The organism is Cellulomonas sp. GTC20042, from assembly GCF_055389595.1.
In genome coordinates, this window is the sequence record NZ_AP043678.1 from 148143 (window position 1) to 164729 (window position 16587).

The 16587-nt window shown below is 75.1% G+C and carries 11 protein-coding genes; 7 read left to right on the plus strand and 4 right to left on the minus strand.

The window, feature by feature from the left end:
- Nucleotides 1-17: 17 nt before the first annotated feature.
- Complete coding sequence (locus tag ACZ5HG_RS00720) at nt 18-632, minus strand: DNA-3-methyladenine glycosylase I (RefSeq protein ID WP_464179652.1); 615 nt, start codon at nt 630-632, stop codon at nt 18-20.
- A gap of 181 nt (nt 633-813) precedes the next feature.
- Between ACZ5HG_RS00720 and ACZ5HG_RS00725 the strand changes: the two genes are divergently transcribed.
- Nucleotides 814-2196 (plus strand): MFS transporter, encoded by a 1383-nt coding sequence (locus ACZ5HG_RS00725; RefSeq protein WP_464179654.1) that lies wholly within the window; start codon nt 814-816, stop codon nt 2194-2196.
- 174 nt (nt 2197-2370) lie between these two features.
- Here ACZ5HG_RS00725 and ACZ5HG_RS00730 read toward each other — a convergent pair whose 3' ends face one another.
- From ACZ5HG_RS00730 to ACZ5HG_RS00740, 3 genes are all read right to left on the minus strand, one after another.
- Nucleotides 2371-3108, minus strand: a complete 738-nt coding sequence (locus tag ACZ5HG_RS00730) for an NYN domain-containing protein (RefSeq protein ID WP_464179656.1) — start codon at nt 3106-3108, stop codon at nt 2371-2373.
- Nucleotides 3109-3170: 62 nt separating this feature from the next.
- A complete protein-coding gene (hrpA, locus tag ACZ5HG_RS00735) occupies nt 3171-7619 on the minus strand; it encodes an ATP-dependent RNA helicase HrpA (RefSeq protein WP_464179658.1) in 4449 nt (1482 codons plus the stop codon).
- Between the two features lie 72 nt (nt 7620-7691).
- Nucleotides 7692-8222: a VOC family protein gene (locus tag ACZ5HG_RS00740; RefSeq protein ID WP_464179660.1), complete on the minus strand. Its 531-nt coding sequence runs from the start codon at nt 8220-8222 to the stop codon at nt 7692-7694.
- Nucleotides 8223-8290: 68 nt separating this feature from the next.
- Here ACZ5HG_RS00740 and ACZ5HG_RS00745 point away from each other — a divergent pair, with 68 nt between their 5' ends.
- The 6 genes from ACZ5HG_RS00745 (at nt 8291) to ACZ5HG_RS00770 (ending at nt 16580) form a co-directional block, all read left to right on the plus strand.
- Nucleotides 8291-9073, plus strand: coding sequence for a helix-turn-helix domain-containing protein (locus tag ACZ5HG_RS00745; RefSeq protein ID WP_464179662.1), 783 nt, complete (start codon nt 8291-8293; stop codon nt 9071-9073).
- Nucleotides 9074-9231: 158 nt separating this feature from the next.
- Nucleotides 9232-10950 (plus strand): ABC-F family ATP-binding cassette domain-containing protein, encoded by a 1719-nt coding sequence (locus ACZ5HG_RS00750; RefSeq protein WP_464179664.1) that lies wholly within the window; start codon nt 9232-9234, stop codon nt 10948-10950.
- 40 nt (nt 10951-10990) lie between these two features.
- Complete coding sequence (locus ACZ5HG_RS00755; RefSeq protein WP_464179666.1) at nt 10991-11518, plus strand: aminoacyl-tRNA deacylase; 528 nt, start codon at nt 10991-10993, stop codon at nt 11516-11518.
- Nucleotides 11519-11727: 209 nt separating this feature from the next.
- Nucleotides 11728-12075, plus strand: coding sequence for an STAS domain-containing protein (locus ACZ5HG_RS00760; RefSeq protein ID WP_464179668.1), 348 nt, complete (start codon nt 11728-11730; stop codon nt 12073-12075).
- Nucleotides 12076-12186: 111 nt separating this feature from the next.
- The gene (locus ACZ5HG_RS00765) at nt 12187-13365 is read left to right on the plus strand and encodes an exonuclease SbcCD subunit D (RefSeq protein ID WP_464179670.1); all 1179 of its coding nucleotides are present in this window, start codon (nt 12187-12189) and stop codon (nt 13363-13365) included.
- Entirely contained in the window at nt 13365-16580 is a 3216-nt protein-coding gene (locus ACZ5HG_RS00770) for an AAA family ATPase (protein WP_464179672.1), read from the plus strand. The genes ACZ5HG_RS00765 and ACZ5HG_RS00770 overlap by 1 nt, the downstream gene beginning before the upstream one ends.
- Nucleotides 16581-16587: the final 7 nt, after the last annotated feature.

Below are 16587 nucleotides of genomic sequence, written 5' to 3' on the forward strand. Positions count from 1 at the left end.
ACCCCGCGCCGCGGTGCTCACCCCTGCCGGGCGAGCACCACCGGGCAGTCGGCGAGGTGGTCGTCCACCAGCCCGCACGCCTGCATCGCCGCGTATGCGGTGGTCGGGCCGACGAACCGGAACCCGAGCTTCTTGAGCTCCTTCGCCAGCGCCGTGGACGCCGGCGTGGTGGCGGGCAGGTCCGCGAAGGACCGGCGCTGCACGTGCTGCTCCGGCGGGGTGGCGTGGGCCCAGAACACCTCGTCCAGGGTCCGACCGGCGGCGTGCAGGTCGAGCAGCGCGCGGGCGTTGGCGATCGTGGCGGTGATCTTGGCGCGGTTCCGCACGATCGACGCGTCCAGCATCAGCCGCTCCACGTCGTGCTCGTCCCACGAGGCGACGGTCTCGGCGTCGAACCCGGCGAAGGCGGTGCGGAACCCCTCGCGCTTGCGCAGGATCGTGATCCAGGCGAGCCCGGACTGGAACGCCTCCAGCGACACCCGCTCGAACAGCTCGCGGTCGCCGTGCACCGGACGACCCCACTCCTCGTCGTGGTAGCGCTCGTACAGCGGGTCGCCGTCGCCGAAGCAGCGTCGCCCGGCCGGGTGCCCGGCGGCGTTGAGGACGGGCTGGTCGGGGGCGCTCGCGGTCATGCGCCCACTCTGCCGCACACCCCCGACATGCCCACCAGGTGAGACGCACCAGGTCTGCACCTTGAGACAACTCGTGTCCAGGGCTACTGTCCTCAGACGCACCGGCGCGCTGTGGGGAAGCCGCTCGGACCAGATCGGGCGCTGCCACGGCGGAGGCCGAGATCGTCAGGAGCAGCCCAGCATGTCCGTGTCCGCCACCCTCACCGAGGCCCCGGCACCCCAGCCCGCCAACACCCGGTCGCGCGTGATCGCCGCCAGCCTCGTCGGCACCACGATCGAGTTCTACGACTTCTACGTCTATGCGACCGCCGCGGTCCTCGTCTTCCCGAAGCTCTTCTTCCCCACGGGCAACGAGACCACCGCCCTGCTCGCGTCCTTCGCGGTCTTCGGCGCCGCCATGGTCGCCCGCCCGATCGGCGCCGTGGTCTTCGGCCACCTCGGCGACCGTCGCGGGCGCAAGACGACGCTGGTCTACTCGCTGCTCACCATGGGTGTCGCCACGTTCCTGATCGGCGTGCTGCCCACCTTCGACCACATCGGCATCACCGCCACGATCCTGCTGCTCGTGCTGCGTCTCGCGCAGGGTTTCGCCCTCGGCGGCGAGTGGTCCGGCGCCGCCCTGGTCGCCACCGAGAACGCCCCGGCCGGCAAGCGCGCCTGGTACGGCACGTTCCCGCAGCTCGGCGCCCCGCTGGGCTTCATCATCGCCAACGGCATCTTCCTGATCATCAACGGCGTGCTCGGCGAGGGCTCCGCGGCCTTCATGAGCTGGGGCTGGCGCGTGCCGTTCCTGTTCTCCGCCGTCATGGTGATCATCGGCCTGTGGGTGCGCCTGCGGCTCGTCGAGTCGCAGTCGTTCACCGCAGCCGCCACGAAGGGCCGGCTGACCAAGCTGCCGCTCGGCACCACGCTGCGCCACCACTGGCGCGAGGTGCTGCTCGGCACCTTCATCATGCTGGCGACCTACGTGCTCTTCTACCTGATGACCAACTTCACGCTGACCTACGGCACCCGCGCGGTCACCCCGGACACCGACGTGCCCGGCGGCCTCGGCATCCCGTACGTGCACATGGTGGTCATGCAGATCCTCGGCGTGGTCTTCTTCGGCGTGTTCACGCTGCTGTCCGGCCCGCTCGCCGACCGGATCGGCCGCCGGCGCCTGCTGATCGGCGTCACCGCGGCGATCGTCGTCTTCGGCCTGACCTTCGACGTGTTCCTCATGGTCCGCGACGACCTCGCGTTCACCGGCGCGCTGACCCAGGCGTTCCTGGTGCTCGGCTTCACGCTGATGGGCGCCACCTTCGGCCCCATGGGCGCGATCCTGCCCGAGCTGTTCCCGACCAACGTGCGCTACACCGGCTCCGCCATCGCGTACAACGTCTCGTCGATCCTCGGCGCCGCGCTGGCCCCGATCATCGCCCTGGCCCTGTGGGGTGCCGCCGACGGCACGACCTGGCTGGTCGGCCTCTACCTGTCGGGCGCCGCCGTCCTCACCCTGGTCGCCCTGATCCTCTCCAAGGAGACCAAGGACCAGGACTACAGCAGGCTCTCCCACGAAGGCTGACCCCGGAACCCGTTCCCGCGAGGTCGGTGGTTCTGCACGAGGTCGGTGGTTCCGCGCCGCATGATCACGCGCGAACCACCGACCTCGTCGGCTGTGCGGGCGCCTCAGGGCAAAGAAGAACCCGGCCCACGAGGGACCGGGTGAGTTATGCGGCCAGCCTAGCAGCCCAGGCCCTCACCACTTCGGTGGCCGGGTGTCGCCGGCGACCTCGGCGGGGAGCTGATGATCCGTGAAATCCTCGCACCCGAGACGTCGCCACCAGTGATCACCGGCGCCGTCCTCGGGCCGGCCTCGCAGATCCCCCGCGCACACCCTGCCCCGCGGGTTCACCAGCCCCACCGGGATCCGCTGCCGGGCGAACTGGATCGGGAAGCGCAGGTCGGAGTCGTTGGAGACCACCACCGCCGCATCGATCGCTCCCTCGAGCGTGTCCACCAGCAGGTGCCCGGCGACGTTCACGTCGCGTCCCTTCTCCTCCTGGTGCAGCGTCGAGACCATGAACAACGCGTCCGGCTGGGGCGTGCCCAGGGCTGACTGCACCATGAGCGGCCAGCCCGAGCGCACGATCTCGGGCGGAGAGCCCGGTGCCGCGCCTCTCATCGCCAGCGGGCGTGGCCTCACGCCCGTGACGTATTTCCCGTACTCGATGTGGTCGACGCTGCCCGAGGCACGGAGCGCCTTCAGGTAGACGTCCTGCTCGCCGTGCCCGTCAGGGTTGATCCGGGCGTCGATCCGCGCGGTGCAGTAGACGCTCCGGGCGATCTCGGCGTCCGGCCATCCGCGCTGCGCCGCGACGACGGACTCCATCAGCGACCGGATGTCGAGCCACTTCCAGTGCCGACCCGACGCGCCCGCGAGGTGACGACCTCCGTAGTAAGGGTTGTAGCCGTCCACGTCGATGCCTACTCGCATCTCCTGCACGCTAGCTGCTGCCGGGCGCCATGCTGCGCGATCTGCGTGGTGCCCTGCTGCCCTCAGGCCAGTGCGCCCAGCGCCTTCCGCACGCGCTTCTCGCTCACCGGCACCGGCGTCCCGAGCTGCTGCGCGAACAGGCTCACCCGCAGCTCCTCGATCATCCAGCGGGCGTCGTCCAGCGCGGCGAGGTCGGCGGGCACCGGCGTGCGGGAGGTGACGCGGGCCCGCGTCTGGCCGTACAGCTGCTCCAGGTCGTGCACCTGCCAGGCGAGCTGCTCGTCGCGCGCGGGGTTGTCGCCGGCCTTGTCGAGCCGGTGCGCGGCGGCACGCAGGTAGCGGGTGAGGTGGGGCAGCCGGTCGGCACCGGTCTCGGCGACGAAGCCGGGGTGCACCAGCGCGGTGGACTGCGCCTGCACGTCCTGCACGGTGCCGAGCAGGGCAAGGCTGCGGGTGCTGCGGATCGCCCCGTCGAGCTCGCGCCAGGCGGTGAGCACGGCGACCAGGTGGCCGACCAGGTCGTGCACCTGGTCCTCCAGCCGGTCGCGGACCAGTGCGCGGAGGGCCGCGTAGGCGTCGGCGGTGCGGATCGCGGTGGCGGGGCGCCCGGCGAGGTGCGCGGTGAGCAGGGCGTCGATCGCGGCGAGCTGCACGTCCTCGACCAGCGCGTCGGTGCTCGGGTAGGGGCTCGCGGCGAGCGCCAGCGCCTGCGATCCGGTCCACCGGCTGCTGATCCGGGGCGTGGCGAGGCCGACGTCGCGCAGCAGCAGCCGGCGCAGACCGAGGCGGTGCGCGGTGGCCTGCTCCCCGGCGTCGGCGAGGACGGTGAGCCGCACGGTGGTCGGCGTGCCGGGGTGCTCGGTGAGCGCGGGGTAGCCGCGCACGGTCAGGCCGGAGGCGTCGGTGGTCTCCACCCGCTCGGGGATCGCCCCGTCCGGCAGACCGGCACCGGAGGGCCAGGTGGACAGGTCGGTGCCGTCGCCGATCGCGGGCAGCACCGGGCGCGCGACCGGTCCGGGCGTCGGCACGGACCCGTCGCCCGCTCCACCCGATCCGCCGGGACGGCGACGGCCGCGCGGCGTCCCCGCCTCGGCCATCGCCTCGCGCACGGCGGTCCGCACGGCACTGCTCACCGCGTCCTGCGTGCGCGCGGCCAGCCGCCGTTGCAGGGCGATCAGGTCCTTGCTCTCGTCCACCACGCGACCCCGGTCGTCCTGCACCCGGAACGTCACGCGCAGGTGCGCGGGCAGCCGCTCGTCGTCGAAGGCGTCGGCGGGCACGTCCACGTCGCGCAGCGCGCGCACGGCCTGCCGGAAGGCGTCGTGGAAGGAGGGTGCCGAGTCGGCGGCCCGCACGGTGTCCTCCCAGGACGCGGCGTTGCCGTCCATCCAGGTCACCACGTCGCGCGCCACGTCCGGCGCCGGCACGAGCTGCACCCGCACCGGCTTGGGCAGCGCACGGATCGTGGCGGTCACCAGCTCCTCGCGCAGGCCGGGCACCATCCAGCCGAAGCCCTCGGGGCGCACCCGTGCGAGCGCGACCAGCGGCACGTGCACGGTCACGCCGTCGGCGTCGGTGCCGGGCTGGAACTGGTAGGTCAGCGGCAGCGACAGGTCGCCCTGCGGCCACGCCGAGGGGAACTGGCCCTCGTCCACCCCGCCGTCGTCGGCCACGACCAGCTCGCGGGTGAAGGACAGCAGATCGGGCTGCTCGCGCCGGGCGCCCTTCCACCACTGGTCGAAGTGCCGGGCGGAGACGATGTCGTCCGGGATCCGCTCGTCGTAGAACGCGAACAGCGCCTCGTCGTCCACCACCAGCCCGCGTCGGCGGGAGCGCGCCTCGAGGTCCTCGGCCTCCTCCAGCAGGCGGCGGTTCTCGGCGAAGAACGCGTGGTGCGTCGTCCAGTCGCCCTCGACCAGCGCGTGCCGGATGAACAGGTCACGGGCGTGCTCGGGGTCGACCTTGCCGAACAGCACGCGACGACCGGTGACGATCGGCACCCCGTAGAGCAGCACCCGCTCCAGCGCCATCGCGGCGCCCTGCTTGGACGACCAGGACGGCTCGGAGTAGGTGCGCTTGACCAGGTGAGCGGCCAGGTCCTCCGCCCACTCCGGCTGGATCCGCGCGGCGTCCCGCGCCCACAGCCGCGAGGTCTCGACCAGCTCGCCGGCCATCACCCAGGCCGGCGGCTTCTTGGCGAGCCCGGACCCGGGGAAGATCGCGAACCGCGCCCCGCGCGCACCCAGGTACTCGTTGCGCGCACGCCGATCCGGCCGGTTGCCCGCCGACTGCCGACCGCGCGCCGGGGCCGCCTGGATCTCGTTCGCCTCCTGCATGCCGATCTGCGACAGCAGACCGGACAGCAGCGACACGTGGATCCGGTCGCCGTCCCACTCCAGCCGCAGCGCACCACGTCCGGCGTCCGGCGCCTCGCCCGGTCCGGGGGCGTCGGCGTCGCGCTCCACCCGCCGGGGCGGGTCCACGGTGATCCCGAGCGGCTTGGCCATCTCCTTGAGCTGCGTCACGACGTCCTGCCACTCGCGCAGCCGCAGGTAGTTGAGGTGCTCGGCCTTGCACATCCGGCGGAACGCCGAGCCGGACAGCTCGCGCTGGGCGTCCCGCACGTACTGCCAGAGGTTGAGGTACGCGAGGAAGTCCGAGGTCGGGTCGGCGAAGCGCGAGTGCGCCTGGTCGGCCTGCGCGCGCACCTCGGTCGGCCGCTCGCGCGGGTCCTGGATCGACAGCGCCGCGGCGATGATCATCACCTCGCGGGCCACGCCGCGCCGGCCGCCCTCCACGATCATCCGTGCCAGCCGCGGGTCCATCGGCAGCTGCGCCAGCGCCCGCCCGGTCTCGGTCAGCCGCGCCCCCGCGTCGCGCACGGTGTCCAGCGCGCCGAGCTCGGTGAGCAGCTGCACGCCGTCGCGCACCGCCCGCACGTCGGGCGGGTCCACGAAGGGGAAGGCCTGCACGTCGTCCGGGGTCGCCGCGACGCCCACCGCGATCATCTGCAGGATCACCGACGCGAGCGAGGTGCGCAGGATCTCCGGCTCGGTGAACCGGGGGCGCGCCGCGAAGTCGTCCTCGGAGTACAGCCGGATCGCGATGCCGTCGGCCACGCGCCCGCAGCGCCCGGACCGCTGGTTCGCCGACGCCTGCGAGATCGGCTCGATCGGCAGCCGCTGCACCTTCGTCGCCTTGGAGTAGCGGCTGATCCGCGCGGTCCCCGGATCGACCACGTAGCGGATGCCCGGCACGGTCAGCGAGGTCTCCGCGACGTTCGTCGCCAGCACCACCCGGCGGGTGCCGTGCGCCTGGAACACCCGGTGCTGCTCCGCCGCCGACAGCCGGCCGTACAGCGGCATGATCTCCACCGCGTCCGGTCGGCGGGCGTCCTGCACCCGCACGCCCAGGTGCCCGCGCAGCGCCTCCTCGGCGTCCCGGATCTCCCGCTCGCCGGACAGGAACACCAGCACGTCGCCCGGACCCTGCGCGCACAGCTCGTCGACGGCCTCGCAGATCGCCGTCATCAGGTCCCGGTCCTCCTCGCCGCGCGCAGGGCGGGCGGGGGTCTTCGCCGGGCGCGCGGGGGTCGGGTCGTCGGGGTCGTCGGTCGGCTGGTCCGGGGACAGCGGCCGGTAGCGGATCTCCACCGGGTACGTCCGCCCGGTGACCTCGACCACCGGCGCGGGCGCGCCCTCGGGGTGCTCGGCGTCCGGCGCCCCCGCGAAGTGCGCGGCGAACCGCGCCGAGTCGATCGTCGCCGAGGTGATGATCACCTTGAGATCGGGGCGGCGGGGCAGCAGCCGGGCCAGGTACCCGAGGATGAAGTCGATGTTGAGCGAGCGCTCGTGCGCCTCGTCGATGATCAGCGTGTCGTAGGCCCGCAGCTCCGGGTCGCGCTGGATCTGCGCGAGCAGGATGCCGTCGGTCATCACCTTGACCAGCGTGCGGTCCGAGGACTCGTCGGTGAACCGCACCTGGTAGCCGACCAGCTCGCCGATCGACGTGCCGAGCTCGTCCGCGATCCGCTCGGCCACCGTGCGCGCCGCGATCCGCCGGGGCTGCGTGTGCCCGATCTGGCCGTCGCGCCCGCGCCCGAGGTCCAGGGCGATCTTGGGGATCTGGGTGGTCTTGCCGGAGCCCGTCTCGCCCGCGACGATCACCACCTGGTGCCCGCTGATCGCGGCGGCGATCTCCGCGCGCCGGGCGCTGACCGGCAGCTGCTCGGGGTAGACGATCGCGGGGACCTCGACGGCGCGGCGTGCCTCGGCGAGGGCGGTCAGGCGGCGGGTGCGCTGCTCGCCGCGCTCGCGCCCGGCCGGTCGCTCGCCGTGGCGGGTGCGGTGCTCGCCGCCGGGTCGATCCGCGTCGGGCGCCGGGCGTCCGCCCTGCCCACGGCCCCGGCCACGTCCGCCACCGCGTCGGCGTCGCCCGCCCTGCCCGGTCGCGCCGTCGCCCGAGGGACCGTCCGGGGACGGCGCGGGGGTGGCGGGATCGGCAGGGCTCACGACGCACCATTCTCGCCGCTCGCCCGGGGTGCACGCGATCGAGATTCGCGCAGGGCGCAGCGCGCGGGCCGATCAGTCGGTGCCGCCGCCCGACCCCTGGGTCGCCGCCCACGCCGCCACCCGGCGCGCGCTCTCCTCCTCCGACAGGTCCTCCACCCGCGACATCACCGACCAGCGCACGCCGAACGGGTCGCGGACCGACGCGAACCGGTCCCCGGACACGAAGGTGTGCGGCCCCTCGCGCAGGGTCGCGCCCGCGGCCACCGCGCGCTCGGCCACCGCGTCCACGTCGGCGCAGTAGAACCCGAGCGAGTAGCAGACGGAGTCGCCGTCCTCGCCGGTGGGCGGCGGCAGCAGCCGGTACGCGGGGTTCGGCTCGCCGACCTGGAGATGGCCGTCACCCAGGTCGAGCTCGGCGTGCGCGACCACCCCGTCGATCTGCGTCACGTCGACCACGCGGGCGCCGAAGACGGTGCGGTAGAACTCGATCGCCTCCGCGGCGCGGGGGACGGCCAGGAACGGTGTCAGGCTGGTCGACCCGTGCGGGACGCCGTGCGTCGTGTGCTCTCCGGTGACCCCGGTGCGGGGCAGGTCCTCGTCCATGGAGCGACCGTAGGCACGGGTGCGGGATCCTGCCTTGGAGATTCGCGACGGACCGGGAGGGGCGAGCGGTGAGCAGCGACGACGCGCGCGGGATCCTCTACCCCGACCGGCTGCCCACCTTCCACCGGGAGCCCGCCCCCGCCGCGCTGGACGGGTTGGTGCGCTGGTTCTGGCTGCCGCGCTGGGACCTGCCGCCGGGTGTGGTCTCCCGGCAGGAGACGCTGTCGTTCCCGGCGTCCAACCTGGTGGTCGAGGCCGCCGGCGCCGGGCTGTTCGGACCGACCACCCGCGCCTCGCACCGCGACCTGACCGGCACCGGCTGGGCGCTCGGCATGCTGCTGCGCCCGGCGGCGTGGTCCTCGCTGCCCGGCGATCCGTCCGCGGTGCGGGACACCTCCGTCCCGCTGGACGAGCCCGACCTGGTCCGCACCGTGAGCGCCGCGCTGGGCGACGCCGCGCCCGACCAGGCCGCCGGGATCGCCGCCGCGACGCGCTGGGCGGTGGCGCACCTGTCCGCCCCCGACGAGGGCGGGCTGCTGGCGAACGCCTTCGAGGACCTGGTCGCCGCCGACCGCTCGGTGGTCCGCGTGGAGCAGGCCGCCAACCGGCTCGGCCTCACCGTGCGTGCGGTGCAGCGGCTCGCCGTGCGGTACGTCGGGGTGCCGCCGCTGACGGTGATCCGCCGCTACCGCCTGCAGGAGGCCGCCCAACGGCTGCGCGAGGAGCCCGGGACCACGATCACGCAGGTGGCGGCCGACCTCGGCTACGCAGACCATGCGCACCTCGCCGCCGACTTCCGGCAGGTGCTCGGCCGCACGCCCCGCGACTACCGGCAGGACGCCACCGACTGATCCGTCGGCCCGCACGGAAAACCTGTCGACACCCGCCGGGCGGCGCGCGTACCGTCGAACCCATGTGGATCTGACCGGCCCCGAGTCCCGTCCCGACTCCCTCGCCGCCGCGCCGCCCCCTCCGGGCGATGACGCCGCGGCGGCCGGTGGTGATCCGCTTGTCCTCTGTCTCCGTCCCCTCGCTCCTCGACGGCGCCCGCACGCCCGTGCTCCGCGCCGTCGGCCTGTCCCGCACGTACTGCGACCGCCGGGTGCTCACCGATCTCTCCGTGGCCGTCGCCCCGGGCCACCGGCTCGGCGTCGTCGGCGAGAACGGGATCGGCAAGTCCACGCTGCTCCGGCTGCTCGCGGGTGCGGAGGACCCCGACTCCGGCACGGTGGATCGCCCCGCCGACCTCGCCTACCTGCACCAGGAGCCGCCCTTCGGCCCCGACGCCACGCTCGGCGAGGTGCTCGAGGTGGCGCTCGCGGAGGTGCGGGCGATCGGTGCTGAGCTCGAGGCCGCCGCGGCCGCGCTGGCCGATCCCGGCGATCCCGCGGACGCCGCGACCCGCTACGACGACGCGCTGCTGCGGGCGCAGGCCGCCGAGGTCTGGGACGCCGACGCCCGCGCGCAGCGGGTGCTCGCCGGTCTCGGGCTGGCGGACGTCGAGCCGAACCGACGCACCGGGCGGATGTCCGGCGGCCAGCGCAGCCGGCTCGCGCTCGCGGCGGTGCTGGTGCGCCGACCCGGCGCGGTGCTGCTGGACGAGCCGACCAACCACCTGGACGACGACGCCGCCGAGTTCCTGGCGACCTCGCTGGTCGATCTGCCGGGGGCCGTGGTGCTCGCCAGCCACGACCGGGTGTTCCTGGACGAGGTCTGCACCGAGATCCTCGACCTCGATCCCGGCCTCGACGGCCCGCGGGTGATCGGCGGCCGGTACAGCGACTACCGCGAGGCCAAGCGGGTCGCCCGCGAGCGGTGGGAGCAGCGGTGGCTCGCCGAGCGCGAGGAGCCCGCCTCGCTGCGCGCCTCGCTGGCGGCGGACGGATCGGCGCGGTCGGTGGCGCCGGGTCGAGCGATGACCGATCGCAACAAGATGGCCTACGGGAACCAGGGCAACCGCGTCGGCCAGCAGACCTCCCGGCGGGTGCGCAACGCCCGGCACCGGCTGGACGACCTCGAGCGCGAGCAGGTGCCGCGGCCGCCGCGCCCGCTGCGGTTCACCGCCGCGCTGACGGCGGCGGCCACCCCGGCTGCCGAGCCGGCCGCCGGCACCCCGGGGTCCACCCGGTCCGCCGGGCAGCACGCATCGGTCGGCACCGCGATCACCGTGCGCGACGCGGTGGTGCCCGCCCGGCTGCGGGTGGACGCGCTCGACGTGCACCGGGACGCGGCGCTGCTGGTCAGCGGGCCGAACGGCTCCGGCAAGTCGACGTTGCTGCACCTGCTCGCAGGCGATCTGGCGCCGGTCTCGGGCAGCGTCGGACGCTCGCGCGGGGTCTCGGTGGCGCTGCTCGAGCAGGACGTCGGCCTCGCAGAGGACGAGCGGACGCCGCGCGCGGTCTACGACCTGGTGACCGGGGGATCCGAGCGCCTGCCCGCGCTGGCCGAGCTCGGGCTGGTCGCCCCGCGTGACCTCGACCGGCCGCTGCGGGCGCTCAGCGTCGGCCAGCGGCGCCGGGTGGTGCTCGCGCTGCTCGTGGTGCAGAAGCCGGACGTGCTGCTGCTGGACGAGCCGACCAACCACCTCTCGCTGACCCTGGCGGACGAGCTGACCGACGCGCTGCGCTCGGCCCCCGGGGCGGTGGTGGTCGCGACGCACGACCGCTGGCTGCGCCGCACCTGGCACGGGCAGGAGGTGCGGGTCGAGAACGGTCGCCTGGTGGGGTGAGCGGCGGCGCGTGTCGGTGGTCGCTCGTACGCTGACGAGCATGAGCACCACTCCGGGCCCCGACGCGTCCTCCTCCGTCGACCCTTCGTCGGACGGCGCCCAGCGGGCCGAACGAGCCCTCGCGGCGAGCGGCGCGGCCTACACGATCACCAGCCACGGGCCGGTGCGCTCCCTCGCGGAGGCCGCCGCGGCGCGGGGAGTCGACCCCTCCGGGATCGTCAAGACGCTGGTGGTCCGGCGCGGCGACGACGACTTCCTGTTCGTCCTGGTCCCCGGCGACCGCCAGATCTCCTGGCCGAAGCTGCGCACGCTGCTCGGCGTCACCCGTATGTCCATGCCCGACGCCGCCACGGCCCGCGAGGTCACCGGCTACGAGCGCGGCACGATCACCCCGTTCGGCTCGCTGCGCGCCTGGCCGGTGGTCGCCGACTCCCGGGTGCCGGGCCGTCCCGCGTCGATCGGCGGCGGGGCGCACGGCGTCGGCGCCACCCTCGACGGGGACGACCTGGTCCGGGTGCTGGACGCGACGGTGGCCGACGTCACCGAGCCGCTGGACGCCGAGGGCTGATCGTTCCCTCGCTGGTCAAGCGTTGGTCAACGATCGTTCGTCTCGATCGGGAACGCTGAGGCGTGCCCTCGCGTTCTTCCCATGAGCACCACACGACGGACGGCCTCATCCGGCCCCGACCGACGACGGTCGCCGCACCTGCGGGTGCGCGCCGTCGGCAGCGGGTCCATGATCGGCCGGCTCGTCATCCACGACAGAACAGAGGACCGATGGACCTGACGGAGGATCCCGCGCTCGGCGGGATCGACGTGACCACCGCGGGGGGCACCACGCTGGTCAGGCTCTGGGGCGAGGTGGACGCGGCGCTGCGAGGCGACGCGAGCACCTCGATGGCCCAGGCCCTGACGAGCACCGACCCCATCGTCGTGGACGCGACCGGGGTCACCTTCATCGACTCGTCGGGGCTGGCGTTCGTGCTCCAGCTGCACATGGCGGCGACCGAGACCGGTCAGCGGCTGACGCTGCGCGACCCGCACGGCGAGGTGCGCGAGAAGCTGACGCTGCTGGGTCTGGACGTCGACCTGTTCGGGCACGAGGGGGAGCCCGCCGTCGCCTGATCCGCTCCACGAGCGGGCGTCGAGCCGTCCACAGGTCCGCGCCACGCCGTTCGTCCACAGGCGATGCCCGGGGTGGTCGGCGGTGTCGGAGGGCTCCGTTACGTTCGTGGCATGCGGCTGCTCCACACCTCCGACTGGCACCTGGGCCGGACCCTGCACGGGGTCGACCTGCTGGGCCACCAGTCGGCGTTCCTCGACCACCTGGTCGAGGTCGTGCGCGCCGAGCGGGTGGACGCGGTGCTGGTCGCGGGCGACGTGTACGACCGCGCGATCCCGCCGGTCGAGGCGGTCGCCCTGCTGTCCGACGCCCTGGCGCGGCTGGCGGACCTGACGACCGTGGTGATCACGCCCGGCAACCACGACTCCGCCGCGCGGCTGGGCTTCGGCTCGGCGCTGATGCGGGAGCGGATCCGGATCGTCGCCACGCCGGCCGACCTGGACCGCCCGGTGGTGCTCGACGGGTCGGACGAGCGGGTGCTCGTGTACGGGCTGCCCTACCTCGACCCGGACGTCGCCCGGCACACGCTGGCCGTCGGCGACGCACCGCTGCCGCGCTCGCACGCCGCCGTGCTCGGTGCCGCCATGGATCGGGTGCGTGCCGATCTCGCCGACCGGCGGGCCGGTGCCGGGGCGACGCCCGTGCGCGCCGTGGTGCTCGCGCACGCCTTCGTCGTCGGTGGTGCCGCCAGCGAGTCCGAGCGGGACATCCGGGTCGGCGGCGTCGACCACGCCCCCACCTCGACCTTCGACGGGGTGGACTACGTCGCGCTCGGTCACCTGCACGGGCCGCAGCGCGTCGGTGACCCGGAGGGCCGCACGGTGCTGCGCTACGCGGGGTCGCCGCTGGCGTACTCCTTCTCCGAGGCCGGGCACACCAAGTCCCTCGCGCTCGTCGACCTCGGCCCGGACGGCCCCGGCGAGGTCCGCCTGCTGCCGACGCCGGTGCCGCGCCGCCTCACCGATCTCACCGGCACGCTGGACGACCTGCTCGGCACGGCCGGGGAGGCGCACACCGAGGACTGGGTCCGGGTCACCGTCACCGACGTGCAGCGCCCCGCCGACCTCTACCGCCGGGTGCGGGAGCGGTTCGCGCACGCGCTGGTCGTCCAGCACCAGCCGCCGGCCCGCACCGACGAGCGCCGCGCCGCCGTGGTCACCGCCGCCCGCGACCCGCTGGAGGTGGTCGAGGAGTTCGTGACCCACGTGCGCGGAACCGCCACGACCCCCGCCGAGTCCGCCGTGCTGCGCCGCGCCTACGAGCAGGTCGTCGCGGCGGAGCGGAGCGCCTGATGCGGCTGCACTCGCTCACCATCCAGGCCGTCGGACCGTTCGCCGGGCGGCACGAGATCGACTTCGCCCAGCTCGCCGCCGGCGGGCTGTTCCTGCTGGAGGGTCCCACCGGCGCCGGCAAGTCCACGATCATCGACGCGATCGTCTTCGCGCTGTACGGCAAGGTCGCCGGCGCCGGGGCCAGCGAGGACCGGCTGCGCTCCGCCTTCGCCCCCGAGGACGTCGAGACCGTCGTGGACCTGGTCTTCGAGACCGGCGCCGGTGTCTACCGGGTGCGCCGCACCCCCGCGTACGACCGGGTCAAGCGCCGGGGCAGCGGCAGCACGCGCCAGCAGGCCACCGTGAAGCTCTGGCGGCTGGGCGCCGTCCCGGAGGGTCCCGCGGACGAGGCGGTGGGCGACATCGTCTCCACCCGTCTGGACGAGGCGGGGGCCGAGCTGACCCGGGTGGTCGGGCTCGACCGGACACAGTTCGTGCAGACCATGGTGCTGCCGCAGGGCGAGTTCGCCAGCTTCCTGCGCGCCGACCCCGAGCAGCGGCGCGGCCTGCTGCAACGCATCTTCGGCACCGAGGTCTACGAGCGGGTGCAGCAGCGGCTGGAGGACCAGCGCCGCGAGGTGCAGCGCGGGCTCACCGACGCCCGGAGCCGCGTGCAGGACGCGGTGTCGCGGTTCGTCGGCGCCGCACGCCTCGAGGACGAGACCGCCGGCACGCTGCTCTCCGCCGCCGCCGAGCAGCCCGCCGCCGTGCCGGACCTCGTCGCCGTGCAGGTCGCCGACCTCGCCGGGGCGGTCGAGGCTGCCCGGGTGGCAGCCGAGGCCGCCGCCGGACGGTCGGGTGCCGCCCACGAGCAGGCGTCCGCCGCCGCCGAGGTGCTGCGCCGCGCGCGGAGCCGACGCGCCCTGCTGGACGAGCACGAGGCGCTGAGCGCGCGGGCCGCCGAGCACGCCGCCGACGTCGAGCGCCTGGCCCGGGGTCGGCGTGCAGCGGTGGTGCGGCCGGTGCTGCGCGGGCTGGACGAGGCGCGGGGCGGGCTCGCCGGGGCGGAGAAGGAGCTGGTCGCGGCGGTCGACGCGGCGCCGCGGGCGCTGGTGCCGCGCGGGCTGACGTGGGACGGCGCGGTGCCGGAAGCCGGGACGCCGGGTGGCGGCATGTCGGAGCGCGCGCTGCCCGGCGGCGGGTTGGACGACGTGGTTCCCGGTGCCCCCGCGCGGCGCGGCCCGGCGCGCGAGGACCCGGCGAAGGGTGCCCTGTCGCGGGTCGACCTCGCCGCGTCGGCCCGCGCCGACCTGGCCGCGTCGCGCGACCTGGCCGCCGGGACGGTCGCCACCCTGACCCGGCTGGTCCGGCTGGAGGCCGGGCTCGGGCGCGCGCAGGTCGAGGTCGACCGCCTGGGCGGTGTCGCCGCCGCGCAGGCCGAGGCCCTCGCCCGACTGGACGAGCAGATCGCCGCGCGCCCGGCCGGGCGCGCCGACGTGGTCGCGGCCCTCGACGCGGCGACCGCTACCGCCGCCACCGAGGACGCCCGCCGCCACGAGGTCGACGCCGCGCGGGCCGTGCTGCGCGCGGTGCAGGAACTCGCCACCACCGACCAGGCCCACGAGGTCGCCGTCGCCCGCCGGGAGCGCGCGGTGGCCGACGCCCGGGAGGCGGTGCGCGTCGAGGCGGCGCTGCGGACCGCGCGGCTGGCCGGGTTCGCCGGGGAGATCGCCGCCGGGCTGGCGGAGGGTGAGCAGTGCCCGGTCTGCGGGTCCACCGAGCACCCGCACGTGGCGCCGCTCGCACCGGACCACGTCGGCCAGGAGCAGGTCGAGGCTGCCGAGCGCGCCCGCCAGGCCGCCGAGACGCTGGTCACGAGCACCGGGTCCGAGGTCGCCGCCCTGGCCGAACGGCGCACCGCGCTCGCCCGGGCCACCGACGGCCACAGCCAGGACGAGGCGCAGGCGCTGGCCGCCGACCGCGAGCAGGCGCTCGCCACCACCCGCGCCGCCGCCACCGAGCGGGACGGCCTGCGGGCGGCCCTCGACGCCCACGACGCGCGCACCGCCACGATGCAGCAGGAGCGCGCCGCCCGCGAGCAGCAGCGGCAGGAGGCGGAGTCCGCCCGTGACCGCGCCGCCCACGACCTCGCCCGTGACCGCGCCGAGGTCGAGACCGCCCGTGAGGGGCACCCCACGGTCGCCGCCCGGCACAGCGCGGCGGAGTCCCAGGTCGTGTCCGCCGACGCCCTGCTCGCCGCCCTCGACCGTCGCACCGCCGCTGCCGCCGATGTGACCGCCCGCGAGGCGGAGGTGGTCGCCGTGCTCGCCGCGCAGGACTTCGCCGACGAGGCGACGGCCCGCGACGCCCTGGTCGAGGCGCAGGGCCTCGCGGAGGTCGAGCGCGCCGTCGAGCGGCACCGCACGGCGCTCGCGCGGGTCGAGCTCGGCCTCGCCGAGGAGCCCGGGCCGGAGATCGACGGACCGCTCGACGCGGAGGCGGTCGCCGCGCTCGCGCAGGTCGCCGAGGACCTCGCCGTCGCCGAGCAGGAGGCCCGTGTGGTCGCCGAGCGCGAGGGCACGCAGCACGCCGCCGCCCACGACCGGGTCGATGCCGCACGGGCCGCGGCGACGCTGGTCGACACCGCCTGCGCGGCGCTGGCCGAGCAGGAGGAGTCGGCCGCGCCCGTCGTGCGGATGGCCGGCCTGGCCGCCGGCACCGACGCCGCCAACACCCTGGCCCGCTCGCTGCCGACCTACGTGCTGGTCCGCCGGTTCGAGGACGTCGTCGCCGCCGCGAACGAACGCCTGCGCCAGATGTCCGACGGCCGCTACGAGCTCGAGCGCTCCGACGAGCGCGAGGACGTCCGTACCCGCAAGACCGGGCTGGCGATGCGCGTGCTCGACCGCACCACCGAGAAGTCCCGCGACCCGCGCACCCTGTCCGGCGGCGAGACCTTCTACGTCTCGCTCTGCCTGGCGCTCGGCATGGCCGACGTCGTCACCGGCGAGGCCGGCGGGATCGAGCTCGGCACCCTGTTCGTGGACGAGGGCTTCGGCACGCTCGACCCCGAGACGCTCGACGTCGTGCTCGCCGAGCTCGGGCGGCTGCGCGCCGGTGGTCGGGTGGTGGGCGTCGTGTCGCACGTCGAGACGATGAAGCAGGCGGTGGCGGAGCGGATCGCGGTCCGGAGGCGGGCGGACGGGTCGAGCACGCTCACCGTCGTCGCGGGCTGACGCGCCG

Excerpts from the sequence above, each read along its gene's own strand:
- ACZ5HG_RS00765 (WP_464179670.1), top strand. The coding sequence starts at position 12,187 with ATGCGGCTGCTCCACACCTCCGACTGGCACCTGGGCCGGACCCTGCAC.
- ACZ5HG_RS00760 (WP_464179668.1), top strand. The coding sequence starts at position 11,728 with ATGGACCTGACGGAGGATCCCGCGCTCGGCGGGATCGACGTGACCACC.
- ACZ5HG_RS00770 (WP_464179672.1), top strand. The coding sequence starts at position 13,365 with ATGCGGCTGCACTCGCTCACCATCCAGGCCGTCGGACCGTTCGCCGGG.
- ACZ5HG_RS00725 (WP_464179654.1), top strand. The coding sequence starts at position 814 with ATGTCCGTGTCCGCCACCCTCACCGAGGCCCCGGCACCCCAGCCCGCC.
- ACZ5HG_RS00720 (WP_464179652.1), bottom strand. The coding sequence starts at position 632 with ATGACCGCGAGCGCCCCCGACCAGCCCGTCCTCAACGCCGCCGGGCAC.
- ACZ5HG_RS00755 (WP_464179666.1), top strand. The coding sequence starts at position 10,991 with ATGAGCACCACTCCGGGCCCCGACGCGTCCTCCTCCGTCGACCCTTCG.
- ACZ5HG_RS00740 (WP_464179660.1), bottom strand. The coding sequence starts at position 8,222 with ATGGACGAGGACCTGCCCCGCACCGGGGTCACCGGAGAGCACACGACG.
- ACZ5HG_RS00730 (WP_464179656.1), bottom strand. The coding sequence starts at position 3,108 with ATGCGAGTAGGCATCGACGTGGACGGCTACAACCCTTACTACGGAGGT.